The sequence below is a fragment of the Giesbergeria giesbergeri genome (assembly GCF_054779375.1).
This window is the reverse complement of the sequence record NZ_BAAGYJ010000004.1, coordinates 124,245-137,459: the sequence shown is the minus strand read 5'-3', so window position 1 is coordinate 137,459 and position 13,215 is coordinate 124,245. Positions and strand designations below refer to the sequence as shown.

Sequence of the window (13,215 nt, the reverse complement as noted above, 5' to 3'; positions counted from 1 at the left end):
AGCCATTTTTCCAGAAAGAATATGGAAGCCACCTCTTCCCCACCTATTGCCGCCCGTGCCCAATTGCTAGCCGAGGCGGGTTATTTTGCTCCCGACAGTGACGAGGGCGTGCCCTCGCCCTGCATTGCCGTGTGCCGCATGAGTGCTGATCAGAGCCATTGCGAAGGCTGTTTCCGCACGATCCCAGAAATCCGCGCTTGGGCTGGGGCCGACAGCGCCGAACGCCTAGGTATCTGGAGCCGGCTGGCACAGCGTGCGGGCTTTGCCTTTCCCCCTACTGCCACTACACAGCCAGCGCAACCATGAAGCACATTACTTTTTACTTGGATTTCGTCTCGCCCTATGCTTGGCTGGCCTTTGAAAAATTGCCACAGGTGCTGGAGGGGCTGAGCTACAGTGTCGAGTACCGCCCCATCTTGCTGGGGGCACTCTTGCAAGCACAGGGCAATCCTGGCCCGGCGGGCATTCCGTCCAAGCGCGATTGGACTTATCGCCACGTCACTTGGTTGGGCCACAGCTTGGGCATCCCAGTGCAGATGCCCGCCCGCCATCCTTTCCCGCCCCTGCCATTGTTGCGCTTGGCACTGGCTTGCAGCATGGATGGCAGCATTAACCGCTTTACGGCGGGCACGTTGTTGCGCCATGTGTGGCAAGGCGGTCACGATGCTTTAGACCCCGCCCGACTCGAAGCCCTCAGCCCGGCCTTGGTCGAGCAGCACCAACCCGGCGGTGATGATCCCAAGAACTTGCTTTGGGCCAATACCGAAGCGGCTGCCGATCGAGGGGTGTTTGGCGTGCCGGCCTTTGAAGTGGATGGCAAGATTTTTTGGGGGCTGGACAGCCTGCCTATGCTGCGCGCCTACCTAGAGGGCGACACTTGGTTTGATAGCCACTGGCAACAAGTGGCCCAGGTGCCCAATGGCCTGCCTTCTGCACCAGCCAAGTGACAGGGGCAATCCCAACCAACAAGGGTTCAGGTATTGCGTGTCAGACTTGGCAATGCGCCCCATAAAGAAGCCGTTCGTGCCAGCAGCAACTGAACACGCAATCGGAGTATGTCGGTTTCTTGGGCCACCACCTTGCCGTAGGTGGTGCTAGCCCACGGGCCCACCCGTGGCTGTAAGCGCCCTGCTGGGCCGATCAGGGCCACATCTTCAACCGGGGGATGAACCGAGGAATGCAGTGGATCAGCCATGTGGTTTATTGAATCCATGAAGCCATCGGGTAACGGTATGGCGTGTGTGACCACGTGATGCTGGATGGGCAGGAATGGCTCGGCCCAGCCAGCACTTGCCAATGGTGGTACAGGCTATGGATCATGCGGCGCAACTCCAGCGACAGTCCTGGATGCCGACACAGCAAATCCAGATGGGTACGAATCTTGTGTGCCATCCATGTTTGTTGGCTGGCACAGGCACTCTGTGCGTGGCCAGTCATCAGTGCCAAAGTGGCAGCCAATACGGCCTCTGCGCCAGACAGCTCGTACTCTTGATCTGCGGGGTGTGAGTCCATCGCATCGCTCCTGTATGTAGGAAGAAGGTCATTCAGTGATTGCAGCCCAATTCTATTTGAGAATAGTTCTTATTTGTAATTAGTTTAATACTATTGGTGTTTGTGTTCAAATTGTCATTTGCTAATTTGGCGGTGATGACCGCGTGCAGCGCCTTGCATGCTGGGTTGTGGTATCTTTTATTGATAATGATTATTGATTACAATTTAGTTTGGGGCACGCTGAGTGCCCAAGATGCCCCCGTGCCAACCCCATAACTCAAGCACAACAGCCAGCGTTTGCCAGCCAGTGCATCTCTGAATAGGAATACACCATGCTGCGAATGACCCCTGTTGCCCTTGCGGTCAGCATCCTCAGTGCTCCTTCATGGAGCTGGTCTCAATCTGCCCCCCACAGCGCAGCCGCAGACGCCTTGACCTTGCCTGCCGTTCGTGTTTCAGCCAGTGCTGAGCGCCCATCCGATACCCCTGCACCGTATGCCGGTGGTCAAGTGGCCCAAGGGGCGCGCCTGGGGGCTTTGGGTAATCAGAGCGTGTGGGATACGCCCTTCAGCATCAGCAGCTATACCTCTGAGTTGATTGTCAATCAACAGGCCCGCAATTTGGCGGACGTGATGGTCAATGATGCTTCTGTACGCTTTACCACGTCCAGTGGGCATGCCTACGAAAACTATCGTATTCGGGGCTTTGATGTCAGTTCGTCAGAATTGGCTATCCACGGCATGTTTGGCTTGGCCCCTATGGGCCATGCACCACTGGAATCGATAGAACGGGTCGAAGTGCTCAAGGGCCCCTCTGCCTTGTTCAGTGGTATGCCTCCGGGGGGTGGGGTGGGTGGAGTGATCAATCTGGTGCCCAAGCGGGCAGGCGATGATCCGTTGTCGCAGGTTGCGTTGGGCTACCAATCGGCAGGGCAGTGGACGACTGGGCTGGACTTGGGGCGCCGCTTTGGCGAAAACAAGGAATGGGGTGTCCGGATCAATGGCGCTTTGGGCGATGGAGACACGGAGCTCGATGGTCAGTCTAAAAAGCGCGAGTTCCTGTCTGGGGCTTGGGATTACCGTGGTCAGGCATTGACGGCCTCATTGGATGCCTATTACAGCCATGAATCCTTTGCAGGTGGCATACCCGCTATGTATTGGTTTCAGAGCACCACCCCCATACCTGCTGCGGTAGATCCGCACAAGACGGTCTTTCCTGGGGCCAGTGGTGCGTTGGAAAGCAAAGCAGTGATGGGCCGGGCAGAGTATGCGTTCAACCGGCACCTATCGGCTTTTGCTGGGGTGGGGGTGATGGGGTTTGAGCAGACCGGATTTATCAACGGCACCCATGCCCGCAACATTGCAGCCAATGGCAACTTCACTGCGGCCACCAACGGCACGCGCTCATTCACAGACAACGTGGCATTAGAAGCTGGCCTGCGTGCGCGCTTTAGCACTGCATCGGTAGACCATGAGTTGACCCTGCACGCCACCCGTCTGGAGCAGAAAAGCGGCTCGGCCACGGTTTCGGCCACGGCCACTTCCAATATCTATCAGCCAGAAAAAAATCTGGTCATGCCAGCGCCGCCCGGTGTAGCGCCCAAGACCAGTGACACCTCGCTGTCGAGTTTGGCGCTGATCGATACGCTCTCGTTCATGGAAGACCGCATCCGCATGACATGGGGTCTGCGCCACCAGCGCATCCAAACTAACAATTACCATGCCAGCACGGGGGCTGTGACGGCGCAATACGACAAAAGTACGGTGTCACCAGCCTTGGCTCTGGTGGTCAAGCCTTGGGGGCCAACGGTCGCCCTGTACGCCAACTACACCGAGGGTTTAAGCAAGGGCGATACCGTCAGCGATGCACAGGCCACCAATAGAAACTTTGTCTTTGAACCCTACCAAACCCAGCAAAAAGAAATTGGGGTTAAATGGGATGCGGGCCGTTTTGCCCACACCTTGGGTTTGTTTCAAATCACCAAGCCCACGATGGTGGCCCTGGGTAGCAGTGACCATCCCACCTATACCGATGATGGAGAAAAACAGGTGCGTGGCCTAGAGTGGAACACCTGGGGTGCGTTGGTGCGCAATGTGCGTTTGTTGGGGGGAGCATCCTATAACCAAGGTGTGCAGACAAAAACGGCCTATGGTCGCTACGATGGCAACACCGCTATTGGCGTACCACGCTGGCAGGCCAATCTGGGGCTAGAGTGGGATGCATCTGCGGTGCCAGGCCTGACCCTCAGTGGCCGCATGACGGCCACCAGTGGCCAATATTTGGATGCGGCCAACCAACAGCGCATTCCTGGCTGGGCCACATTGGATGCCGGGGTGCGCTACGCTATGGATTGGCAGGGACGCAAAACGGTGCTGCGTCTGAACGTCAACAACCTGTTGGATCGGCGCTATTGGTCTGGCAGCTTTAGCGACAGTTACGCTATGGCTACTTTGGGGGCACCTCGCACGGTGTCGGTGTCTGCCACGGTTGATTTCTGACGCCGATGCGCCGATTGCACAATTTAGGGCTGCTGTGCAGCAGCCTGGTGTGGGGCATCCTGATGTCTTTGCCTGCCCATGCGCAAGCCGTGGACAGTGGTTGGGCCACGGTGGCATTGACTGCGGCACAGCAGCTGGACATTCGGGCGCGCACTACCGGATACCCCTACCGTATTTTGATGTCGGTGCCAGATGCGCCAGCACCCAAGCAAGGCTATCCGGTGCTCTATGTGTTGGATGGCAATGCCGCCTTTCCGGTGGCAGCCTTTTTGGCACGCAGTGTGGCTAGCCGCCGTGATGTGACTGGCCACCAGCCCCCTTTGGTGGTGGGCATTGGCTACCCTGGCGATCGTGATTTTGATGTGGCTGCACGCCAACGAGACTACACCCCCGGTGCCCAGAGCCCACACCCCCCAGCCACCGAAGGGGGAGCTGACCATTTTCTGGATTTCATCGACCGAGAAGTCAAACCTATGGTGGCCGCCCGCTACCCCATCGACAGCCAGCGGCAGGCATTGTTTGGTCATTCTTTTGGGGGATTGTTGGCATTGCACGCGTTGTTGACCCGCCCCACCAGTTTCAGCACCTATTTGTTGTCTAGCCCATCTATTTGGTGGCAAGACAAACGGGTTTTGGCTGGGTGGCCGAATCTGGTGCGCAGCGCCGCAAGGCCACGGGTGCAGATCAGTGTGGGTACCTTGGAGGACGATCCACCCAAAGGAAACTATCCACCAGAGGTGCGGGCCTTGTGGGCCCAACGGCCTATGGTGATGCCAGCGCGCCATTTGGCGCACCAATTGCGCGAGTTGCCGGGCTGGAGTGATGCCAACACGGTCTATTACGAATTGGCTGGCGAAAACCACGGCCCCGCATGGTTGCCCGCCATGACGCGTGGCATGCAGTTTTTCATGGAGCAAGCTCCGTCCCACTCGGTAGCAGCCACACCATGACCTTTTTTATTGTCATAGGCTTGCTGGCCATTGCATCCGGTTGCGTTGGCATTTATCTGGCATCTCCCCACCAGAGTTGGTGTGCGGTGTCATGGCCTAGGCTTCCAGCCCACAGTGTGGGTGTTTTTTTGCTGTTGTTAGGTTGGAGTAGTTTGCTGCAAGCCATGCACGGGTTAACGGCCTTTTTTGTGCTGTGTACCACCTTGATGTGGGTCTTTGTTGCACTGCCGTATGTGGGTGCATTGGCCCACCTTGGCCGTAAGTGATGACATGACGCACAAGCAGAAAGATCTCCCCATTCAGCGGGACTGGCTGTCCAAAACATTGGCGGGCATCGTGTGGGGCGTGGTGCTGGGATTGGCTGGCAGCGGCTGGTTTTCTTACCTCCATCCAGACATGCCGTTGGCTGTCCGTGGGCAGTTGGCGATGTGGATGTTTGCGCCGATTGCCTTGGGGGTATTGGCTGGCGTGTATTTCTTTTCTAGCGGCATCCGCGCTTGGTGTTGGCTGGGCAGTGTGGCATTGCTGGCATCGGGCACGTTAGCTCTATGGCGTCTGTTTTGAAGCTCTGTATCCCATCACCATGAGAAGCGATTTTGTCCGCATTTACAAATCGGTTCATACTTGGACAGGCATTCTGTCTGGGTTGGCTTTGTTCATTGCCTTCTATGCCGGTGCCCTCACCATTTTCAAAGAGCCCTTGACCCGCTGGGCGACTCCACCCCAGCAGGTGCGCTGGGTGCCGTTGGCCCAAACCCAGTCATTGATCCTCCAGACCTTGGAGGCCCACCCTGAAGTGGCCAAGGACTTTAGTATTTACCTCCAAGATGCCGAGCATGTCCCGGCACGCATGGGCTGGCAGGTGCGCGATCCGCAGGCAGACGACCATGATGACACCCAAGCGCGGCACTATGTTGCCACGCTGGATGCGCAGGGCCAGGTGCAGGTGGCGGCCTCGCAGCCTTCGCAATTGGCCTCTTTGATAGATGTGCTCCACCGGGTTGTGGGATTGCCCGTGGATAGTGATCCCAACCGTTGGTTGATGGGTGGGGTGGCTGTTCTGTATGCGCTGGCGCTGGTGTCTGGGGTGGTGGTTTTGATGCCATCCTTGGTCAAGGATTTCTTTGCTTTGCGGATAGGCAAGAACCTCAAACGCATGTGGCTTGATGCCCACAATGTGGTGGGCATTGTGAGTTTGCCCTTTCATTTGGTCATGGTGCTGACGGCCATCGTGTTTGCCTACCACGACGGTATTTACTTTGTTCAAGACAAGCTGTTGCACGATGGCCGATGGGCTACAGCATTTCAGCGACCTTCCACGGCACCGCCGCATCCTGTGCCAGGCAAAAACCCAGCCCTGATGCTGTCACCCGAGGATTTGCTCTATACCGCACGCCAATCGGCCCCAGGGTTTGAGCCATCTTTGCTGCAATACCAGCAGGTAACGGGGGCACGGGCCGTGGTGCGTGTTTGGGGCAAAGATCCTTCGGCTGTGTCACCCCGAGCCCGAGGGGGGTTTTTGGCGATAGACCCCTACAGTGGCAAGATTCTGAACACCGATTTTCTGCCGGGTGCCCAAAATACAGCCAACCTTTTTATCAGCAGCTTCTTTGCGCTGCACATGGCCGCATTTGGTGGCGTAGCAGTGCAGTGGTTGTATTTTTTACTGGGGTTGGCAGGGGCTTGGCTTTTTTACAGTGGCAACCTTCTGTGGGTGGAAAGCCGACGCAAGAGGCAAGGACGCCAGAGCCCCAGTGTGCCCATGCAGCGGCTCGATACGCGACTGATGGCTGCCGTGACGGTCGGGGTGTCTTTGGGGTGTGTCAGTGGTGTTTCATTGGCAATGGTGGGCAGCAAATGGCTGCATGTGCTGCTAGGAGATGCCAATCCGTGGCTGGCTGGCATGTATTACACCGCCTTTGGGGGCTGCATTGCTTGGGCATGTTGGCAGGGCGCAGGCCGGGCCGCTGTGCATTTGCTTTGGCTGGCCTCGCTACTGACACTGGCTATCCCCCTGACGACCCTGTTGGCATGGTGCATGCCCGCTTCAGGGCTTTGGGCGCACCACTCCATTGCCAGCCTTGGTGTGGATATCACGGCCTTGGTCGGTGCTGTCGTATTGGGCAGTATGGCAAAAAGCACGGCGCAGCGTGTGTACACGGGAGCATCAGACAGCGTATGGTCTACGGGTCGGACATGGGGGCCGCAAGGCAGCACAGCCCCAGTGCCAAGGCAGGCACAGGTGGTTGATGCAATGGGCGAGCGCACTGGAAAACCCTGATGCCAGGTGCAAGCCTTTTGCAAGGCCCACCGGGTTGAATGGGCTCTATGCCCAATGCCTTCAATTTTTCCGCTTCACCGTTTGACTGCCTGAACCCCGAAGAGCAGGGGCTGGTACGCAAGAGTGTGGATATTGCCTATTTCCCGGAGGGTGCAGTGGTGCTGGATGTGGGGGCCGTACCCACGCACCTGTTCATCATCATCAAGGGCTATGTCACGCAGAGTGAAAGCGAGGAGGTGTTGGCAACTTACGGCCCCGATGATACTTTTGATGGTCGGGGCTTGGTGGCTGGGCGTGTTAGCAGCCGGTTTGTGGCTGCCGAAGAGGTGGTGGCTTACCAGCTCACCCATGAGGCCGTGAATGAACTGATTGCCCGCAACGCCACCTTTGGTGCCTTGTTGTTTTCCGATATTGGGCACAAGCTCAACACCTTGGCACAACGGGGCGATGAGCACGAGTTGCAGTCGCTCACCTTGGCACGGGTGGATGCGACCTATCTGCGCCCAGCCCACACGGTAGATGCGCAGACCGACATCATCTCTGTGGTGCATTTGTTTCAGGCACAGCGCACCAACAGTGTGTTGGTCACAGACTTGCCCGGTGGGCAGTTGGGCATTTTCAGCAACACCACCTTGCAGCGGGCCGTGTTGGATGGCCGCCCGCTCCACGAACTGACTGTGGGTGAGTTTGCTAGCAGTCCAGTCGTCACGATACGCCCTGGCGATCAGTTGGGCGATGCCATGGCCTTGTTGTTGCGCAGCCGTGTCCATAGACTGGTGGTGGTGGATGAACAGGGAAAAATCCATGGCATTCTCGAGGCGCTGGACATGTTCAGCTTCTTGGCTAACCACTCGCACCTGATTACGGTGCAGATTGAACAAGCCCCCGATTTGGCAGCACTGGAGCAGGCTGCTGCACAGATCACACGGTTGGTGGCCTTGCTCTACCGGGGGGGCACCCGTATTCGTTTAATGGCTACCTTGGTGCAGCAACTCAATGCCCGGCTGTTTGAGCGTGCATGGCAGATGCTCGCACCGCCAGATTTGGTGAGCAACAGTTGTCTGTTTGTGATGGGCAGTGAGGGCCGGGGCGAACAACTGCTCAAGACCGACCAAGACAACGGCTTGATCTTGCGCGATGGCTACACCCCGCCAGCAGAGTTAGACGCCATTTGCCAGCGGTTTTCTCAGGCATTGATTCGTTTTGGTTATCCAGAATGCCCAGGCTACATCATGGTGAGCAATTCTGCTTGGCGTGATTCGGTGAGTATGTGGGCGCAAAAGGTGCGCCAATGGCTCTTGTTGCCCGATGCCGATAGCCCGATGCATTTGGCTATCTTCATGGATGCCCATGCCGTGGCTGGTGACGCCCGTTTGTTGGACGAGGTGCGTGCTCGGCTGATGGAGTTGGCCATTGACAACGATGCCCTGCTGGGCCGTTTTGCCGCAGTGGTGGAGTCTTTTGGTCACCATGCCAGTTGGTGGGCGCGTCTGTTGGGCAACGGCCACAGCGCGCGTGGCCTGAACCTGAAAAAGGAAGGCATCTTTCCTATTGTGCATGGGGTACGCAGCTTGGCCTTGGCCCGGCGCATTGTCCACACCAGTACCGCTGAGCGCATCTCGGCCTTGGTGGCCGATGGCACGCTCAGTGCCAGTCAAGGGGCCGAGTTGAGCGAAAGTCTGTTCTTTTTGATGGGGTTGCGCCTCAAGGCGGGGTTGGCCGAGTTGGACACCGGCCATTGCGTCAGTGGCGATGTGACGCCCGAGCATTTGAGCAGCCTGGAGCGCGATTTGCTCAAAGACACCCTGTCGGTGGTCAAACGCTTCAAGGCACTGTTGCACCAGCGTTTTCGATTGGATGCCCTATGAGCATGGCCCCGGCTCCCCGGCGCTGGTTGCAGCAATGGCAACGCCAATGGCAGTTGCGCCAACTCAGCGATCCACAGTACCGTTTTCTTTGGGACGCCCCTCCTGCCGATGAGTGGGTCTCGCTCGACTGTGAAACCACCGGACTGAACGTGCGCAGCGATGAGATCATCTCTATTGGGGCGGTGCGCATTGCAGGCCAGCGCATCTTGAGCAGCCAGCGCCTAGAGTTGTTGGTGCGCCCCGATAAAGGGGTGTCTGCGGAGAGTGTGCGTATTCACCGCCTGCGTGAACGCGATGTGGCCCAAGGACTGCCCTTGGCCCAAGCCATGCATGAGCTGTTGCACTTTATTGGCAGTCGTCCGTTGGTGGGTTATTTTTTGGAGTTTGATGTAGCCATGCTCAATCGGGCGGTGCGGCCGTTGTTGGGGACAGGTCTGCCACAACCCCAGGTAGAGGTGTCTGCGCTTTACTACGACTACAAGTTCCGCCAGCTTCCACCCTATCGGCAGCAAGAGAACGCCGATATTGATTTGCGCTTTGATACCCTGATGACCGATTTGCAGCTGCCCCGGCGCGATGCGCACGATGCGCTCAATGATGCTGTGATGGCTGCGCTGGCTTTTATCAAGTTGCGCCAGTTAGGGGCCAGCGCATAAATGGGCTTGGTGCTGGCCCGCTGTGCTAGCGGTTGGTTTTGCGCCAATGTTGCATGGCCGTCTTGCCTGTGGGTGTTAGCAGGGGCTGCAATTGGCGCCAAGCCAGGGTGATGCTGTCGTTGCAAGCCCGCATGGCATGTGGATGCAGGGTCTCAAACACCAGTCCTTGCGGGGTTGGATAGGGCTGGGCAATCTCCATGTGTTCGGAGTCTTCGGCACAATCGTCTCCGGGGGTGTTGCGGGGGTCATGCTTTTCCAGCAGCGCCCGCAGAGGGGTGCGTATGGCTTCTCCTGAGGGGGTGTGTTGGGGAGCTGCCGCCTTGGCACCCCCTTGGAGCCAATCCCAAACCACCGTGGGCAGGCCGGTCTCTAAATTCCATGTCAGATGAGAGACGGAGGAAAAGCCGTGGGCACCACCGCAATACAGCTCTGGCGTAAAGTCACGCAACACCAAAGTGGTATCTGTCCAGAACACCAGCTCTAGGGTGCTCTCCCAAGTGCTGCCGCCCATGCGTGTGCATTCGTAATCTTGTATGGCTTGTTCACCCAGCCATTGGCGCGCATAGGCATTGAAAGCCGCAACGCCAGAGCTGTTGCCGGGGAGTTGCAAGGCACGGGCAATGGGCGTGCGCAATTCTTGATAGCTGCGCCCTTGGTATTGCCGGGGGTGTGATTGCACTGTGTGGGCGGCCTGAATGGGGGCATAAAACTGGGCACCACAGGCGGCGCTGTCTTCCTGCTGGCGCCCCGCCACTGCGGGCAGGCGCGTGAGCTGGATGGGCGGTTTTTTCTGTCCTGTCAGGTCACGCCAGATGCCATGCAGCCCCCCTTGGGCATTGGGCTCCAGTTGCCAATGGGCCAAGGGCCGTAGTTCAATGCTGCCTGCATCACGTACTTGTTCTGTCAGGGTCAGTTGCCCTGTTTGCAAGGCTTGGGCCAGCGCATCTTCGCTGCTTTGGCCGGTGGCCTTGGCTTCTAGCCATAGACCGCGCCGCTGTTGAAGGGAGTAATACTGGGCCGTTTGGGGAGACAGGCACACCATGACGTTGTGTGGGCCAATGCTCCCTTTCCAGGTGCCTGCATACGGCACAGTGGTGGCTGTTGTGCCAGCTTGGCTGGACGGAATAGTGACCAACCAAGCCGTGCAAAGCAAAGCGGCAGGAATACACGCAAGCACTTTCAATCGAGTCTCCTTGATGCAGGGGGCAGTGTGCCGCGGGACAATAAAAAAACCGGGCCTGATGGCCCGGTTTTTGTCAGGGGAAGGCGCCACTGTAGAACAACAGCGCCCTTATCAGGCCCAACGCTCAGTGGCCAGAAGCACCCGAGGCACCCAGGCCGGTTTCCGAACGCACTTTTTGTGCGGGGAAGGCAGCACGTTCACGGGCGGCATTGGCGCTCTTGTCCATGACAGAGAACAACCAAACACCCAAGAAGCCGATGGTCATGGAGAACAGAGCAGGCGAGCTGTAGGGGAACAGAGCCGAACCCTTAGGATTGCCCAGCGTGGCTTCCCACACCGAGGGCGACACCACAGTCAGGGCCACAGAGGAGATCAGGCCCAAGAAGCCACCGATCACAGCACCCTTGGTGGTGCAGTCTTTCCACAGCACCGACATGAACAACACGGGGAAGTTGGCCGAAGCAGCAATCGCGAAAGCCAGCGACACCATGAAGGCGATGTTTTGCTTTTCAAACGCAATACCCAGCACCACAGCAATCACGCCCAGAGCCAAGGTGGTCATGCGGGAAACCTTCAGCTCGGATGCGCTGTCGGCATTGCCCTTCTTGATGACGGTAGCGTACAGGTCGTGCGACACAGCAGAAGCGCCCGACAAGGTCAAGCCAGCCACCACAGCCAGAATGGTAGCGAAGGCCACAGCCGAGATAAAGCCGAAGAACACGTTGCCACCGACCGACTTGGCCACCAGCACCGCAGCCATGTTGGCCGTACCTGCACCGCCGTGGATCACGCCCTTGGCGGTATCGGCGTACTCGGGGTTGGTCAGCACCAAAGTGATAGCGCCGAAACCGATGATGAAGATCAGGACGTAGAAGTAGCCAATCCAAGTGGTGGCCCACAGCACGGATTTACGGGCTTCTTTGGCATCAGGCACGGTAAAGAAGCGCATCAGGATGTGGGGCAGACCAGCGGTACCGAACATCAGGGCCATACCGAAGGAAATGGCAGAGATGGGGTCTTTGATGAAGCCACCGGGGCCCATGATGGCCAAACCAGCCTTGGCAGCCTCTTCAGGGGTTTTGCCTGAGTTGGCAGCAATACCAGCACGCACTTCCACACCCTTGGCAAACAGTGCTTCGGGGCTGAAACCAAACTGGGCCAGCACCATGAAGGCCATGAAGGTCACGCCCGACAGCAGCAGCACGGCCTTGATGATCTGCACCCAAGTGGTGGCTGTCATGCCGCCAAACAGCACGTACACCATCATCAGCACACCCACGATGACCACAGCCATCCAGTATTCCAGACCGAACAGCAGTTTGATCAGCTGACCTGCACCCACCATTTGGGCGATCAGGTAGAAGGCCACCACCACCAGCGTGCCAGAAGCAGCAAAGGCGCGGATGGGGGTTTGTTGGAAGCGATAACCGGCCACGTCGGCAAAGGTGAACTTGCCCAAGTTACGCAGGCGCTCGGCCATCAGGAAGGTGATGATGGGCCAGCCCACCAAGAAGCCCAGCGAGTAAATCAGGCCGTCAAAGCCCGAAGCCATCACCGCAGCCGAAATACCCAAGAAGGAAGCGGCAGACGTGTAGTCGCCCGCAATGGCCAAACCGTTTTGGAAGCCCGTGATGCCACCACCGCCGGTATAGAAGTCAGCCGCCGATTTGGTCTTGGCAGCAGCCCATTTGGTGATATACAAGGTGCCGGCCACAAAGATGCCGAACATGATGATGGCCGTCCAGTTGGTGGCCTGTTTGGCCGCTTGGCCCACATCACCGCCAGCGGCGTAAGCGCCCCCGGCAGCCAATAGCGCCATCAGAGCGCCCAACAATTGCACACGAGACTTCATTTGGCAGCGTCCTTCAGGATTTCTTGGGTCAGGCGGTCAAACTCACCGTTGGCGCGATTGACATAGTAGCCAGTGATGGCAATAGTGAAAACGATCACGCCCATGCCGATAGGAATACCAATCGAGGTAACACCCGCACCGATAGGTTGGGCCAAGAAGGGCTTGTTGAAGGCGACCAAAGCGATGAAGCCGTAGTACACGATCATCATCATAATGGTCAGGGTGACACCTAGGCCGTTGCGCTTGGCTTGCAACTCTAAGTATTTGGGATGGCGCTGTATCTTGTCTACCACCGAATCGCTCATTGCGTCGTCTCCTCAGAAATGGATGAAAGCAATAAAACCCTAGGGGCTTTAAGGCATCGGCCCATTCTGCAAATGCCGTCTGACCAACTCCTTACGAAAATCGCTCAAAACTGTCATTTAAGTATTTGATT

At 57.6% G+C, this 13,215-nt stretch carries 14 protein-coding genes; 9 read left to right on the top strand and 5 right to left on the bottom strand.

Translation table 11 applies throughout. The features are described 5' to 3' along the window. The first annotated feature begins 21 nt into the window (after positions 1-21). Together ACYVB2_RS09550 and ACYVB2_RS09545 are read left to right on the top strand one after the other, a co-directional pair. A complete protein-coding gene (locus tag ACYVB2_RS09550) occupies positions 22-306 on the top strand; it encodes a DUF1289 domain-containing protein (RefSeq protein WP_382432575.1) in 285 nt (94 codons plus the stop codon). Continuing rightward, entirely contained in the window at positions 303-947 is a 645-nt protein-coding gene (locus ACYVB2_RS09545; RefSeq protein ID WP_382432577.1) for a DsbA family protein, read from the top strand. The genes ACYVB2_RS09550 and ACYVB2_RS09545 overlap by 4 nt, the downstream gene beginning before the upstream one ends. Positions 948-973: 26 nt before the next feature. Here ACYVB2_RS09545 and ACYVB2_RS09540 read toward each other — a convergent pair whose 3' ends face one another. Both ACYVB2_RS09540 and ACYVB2_RS09535 read right to left on the bottom strand, forming a co-directional pair. Continuing rightward, positions 974-1,195, bottom strand: coding sequence for a hypothetical protein (locus ACYVB2_RS09540; RefSeq protein ID WP_382432579.1), 222 nt, complete (start codon positions 1,193-1,195; stop codon positions 974-976). Between the two features lie 5 nt (positions 1,196-1,200). Then, complete coding sequence (locus tag ACYVB2_RS09535; protein WP_382432581.1) at positions 1,201-1,512, bottom strand: hypothetical protein; 312 nt, start codon at positions 1,510-1,512, stop codon at positions 1,201-1,203. 311 nt (positions 1,513-1,823) lie between these two features. Between ACYVB2_RS09535 and ACYVB2_RS09530 the strand changes: the two genes are divergently transcribed. The 7 genes from ACYVB2_RS09530 to ACYVB2_RS09500 are packed head-to-tail and all read left to right on the top strand — an operon-like array spanning position 1,824 to position 9,744. Continuing rightward, positions 1,824-3,989, top strand: a complete 2,166-nt coding sequence (locus ACYVB2_RS09530) for a TonB-dependent receptor (protein ID WP_382432583.1) — start codon at positions 1,824-1,826, stop codon at positions 3,987-3,989. Between the two features lie 5 nt (positions 3,990-3,994). Then, positions 3,995-4,939, top strand: a complete 945-nt coding sequence (locus tag ACYVB2_RS09525) for an alpha/beta hydrolase (protein WP_382432585.1) — start codon at positions 3,995-3,997, stop codon at positions 4,937-4,939. Further along, positions 4,936-5,205, top strand: a complete 270-nt coding sequence (locus tag ACYVB2_RS09520) for a hypothetical protein (protein ID WP_382432587.1) — start codon at positions 4,936-4,938, stop codon at positions 5,203-5,205. Before ACYVB2_RS09525 ends, ACYVB2_RS09520 begins: the two co-directional genes overlap by 4 nt. A 4-nt stretch (positions 5,206-5,209) precedes the next feature. Continuing rightward, entirely contained in the window at positions 5,210-5,503 is a 294-nt protein-coding gene (locus ACYVB2_RS09515; RefSeq protein ID WP_382432589.1) for a hypothetical protein, read from the top strand. Between the two features lie 19 nt (positions 5,504-5,522). After that, the gene (locus tag ACYVB2_RS09510; protein WP_382432591.1) at positions 5,523-7,220 is read left to right on the top strand and encodes a PepSY-associated TM helix domain-containing protein; all 1,698 of its coding nucleotides are present in this window, start codon (positions 5,523-5,525) and stop codon (positions 7,218-7,220) included. A 47-nt stretch (positions 7,221-7,267) separates the two neighbouring features. After that, positions 7,268-9,088, top strand: a complete 1,821-nt coding sequence (locus tag ACYVB2_RS09505; RefSeq protein ID WP_382432593.1) for a DUF294 nucleotidyltransferase-like domain-containing protein — start codon at positions 7,268-7,270, stop codon at positions 9,086-9,088. Further along, complete coding sequence (locus tag ACYVB2_RS09500) at positions 9,085-9,744, top strand: 3'-5' exonuclease (RefSeq protein WP_382432595.1); 660 nt, start codon at positions 9,085-9,087, stop codon at positions 9,742-9,744. Before ACYVB2_RS09505 ends, ACYVB2_RS09500 begins: the two co-directional genes overlap by 4 nt. Before the next feature lie 25 nt (positions 9,745-9,769). Here ACYVB2_RS09500 and ACYVB2_RS09495 read toward each other — a convergent pair whose 3' ends face one another. From ACYVB2_RS09495 to ACYVB2_RS09485, 3 genes are all read right to left on the bottom strand, one after another. After that, positions 9,770-10,927: a hypothetical protein gene (locus ACYVB2_RS09495; RefSeq protein ID WP_460536325.1), complete on the bottom strand. Its 1,158-nt coding sequence runs from the start codon at positions 10,925-10,927 to the stop codon at positions 9,770-9,772. Positions 10,928-11,051: 124 nt separating this feature from the next. After that, the gene (locus tag ACYVB2_RS09490; RefSeq protein WP_460536322.1) at positions 11,052-12,779 is read right to left on the bottom strand and encodes a cation acetate symporter; all 1,728 of its coding nucleotides are present in this window, start codon (positions 12,777-12,779) and stop codon (positions 11,052-11,054) included. Further along, positions 12,776-13,084: a DUF485 domain-containing protein gene (locus ACYVB2_RS09485; protein ID WP_382432601.1), complete on the bottom strand. Its 309-nt coding sequence runs from the start codon at positions 13,082-13,084 to the stop codon at positions 12,776-12,778. The genes ACYVB2_RS09490 and ACYVB2_RS09485 overlap by 4 nt, the downstream gene beginning before the upstream one ends. Between the last annotated feature and the right edge of the window lie 131 nt (positions 13,085-13,215).

Excerpts from the sequence above, each read along its gene's own strand:
- ACYVB2_RS09525 (WP_382432585.1), top strand. The coding sequence starts at position 3,995 with ATGCGCCGATTGCACAATTTAGGGCTGCTGTGCAGCAGCCTGGTGTGG.
- ACYVB2_RS09510 (WP_382432591.1), top strand. The coding sequence starts at position 5,523 with ATGAGAAGCGATTTTGTCCGCATTTACAAATCGGTTCATACTTGGACA.
- ACYVB2_RS09520 (WP_382432587.1), top strand. The coding sequence starts at position 4,936 with ATGACCTTTTTTATTGTCATAGGCTTGCTGGCCATTGCATCCGGTTGC.
- ACYVB2_RS09485 (WP_382432601.1), bottom strand. The coding sequence starts at position 13,084 with ATGAGCGATTCGGTGGTAGACAAGATACAGCGCCATCCCAAATACTTA.
- ACYVB2_RS09500 (WP_382432595.1), top strand. The coding sequence starts at position 9,085 with ATGAGCATGGCCCCGGCTCCCCGGCGCTGGTTGCAGCAATGGCAACGC.
- ACYVB2_RS09505 (WP_382432593.1), top strand. The coding sequence starts at position 7,268 with ATGCCCAATGCCTTCAATTTTTCCGCTTCACCGTTTGACTGCCTGAAC.
- ACYVB2_RS09490 (WP_460536322.1), bottom strand. The coding sequence starts at position 12,779 with ATGAAGTCTCGTGTGCAATTGTTGGGCGCTCTGATGGCGCTATTGGCT.
- ACYVB2_RS09515 (WP_382432589.1), top strand. The coding sequence starts at position 5,210 with ATGACGCACAAGCAGAAAGATCTCCCCATTCAGCGGGACTGGCTGTCC.
- ACYVB2_RS09530 (WP_382432583.1), top strand. The coding sequence starts at position 1,824 with ATGCTGCGAATGACCCCTGTTGCCCTTGCGGTCAGCATCCTCAGTGCT.
- ACYVB2_RS09545 (WP_382432577.1), top strand. The coding sequence starts at position 303 with ATGAAGCACATTACTTTTTACTTGGATTTCGTCTCGCCCTATGCTTGG.
- ACYVB2_RS09550 (WP_382432575.1), top strand. The coding sequence starts at position 22 with ATGGAAGCCACCTCTTCCCCACCTATTGCCGCCCGTGCCCAATTGCTA.
- ACYVB2_RS09535 (WP_382432581.1), bottom strand. The coding sequence starts at position 1,512 with ATGGACTCACACCCCGCAGATCAAGAGTACGAGCTGTCTGGCGCAGAG.
- ACYVB2_RS09540 (WP_382432579.1), bottom strand. The coding sequence starts at position 1,195 with ATGGCTGATCCACTGCATTCCTCGGTTCATCCCCCGGTTGAAGATGTG.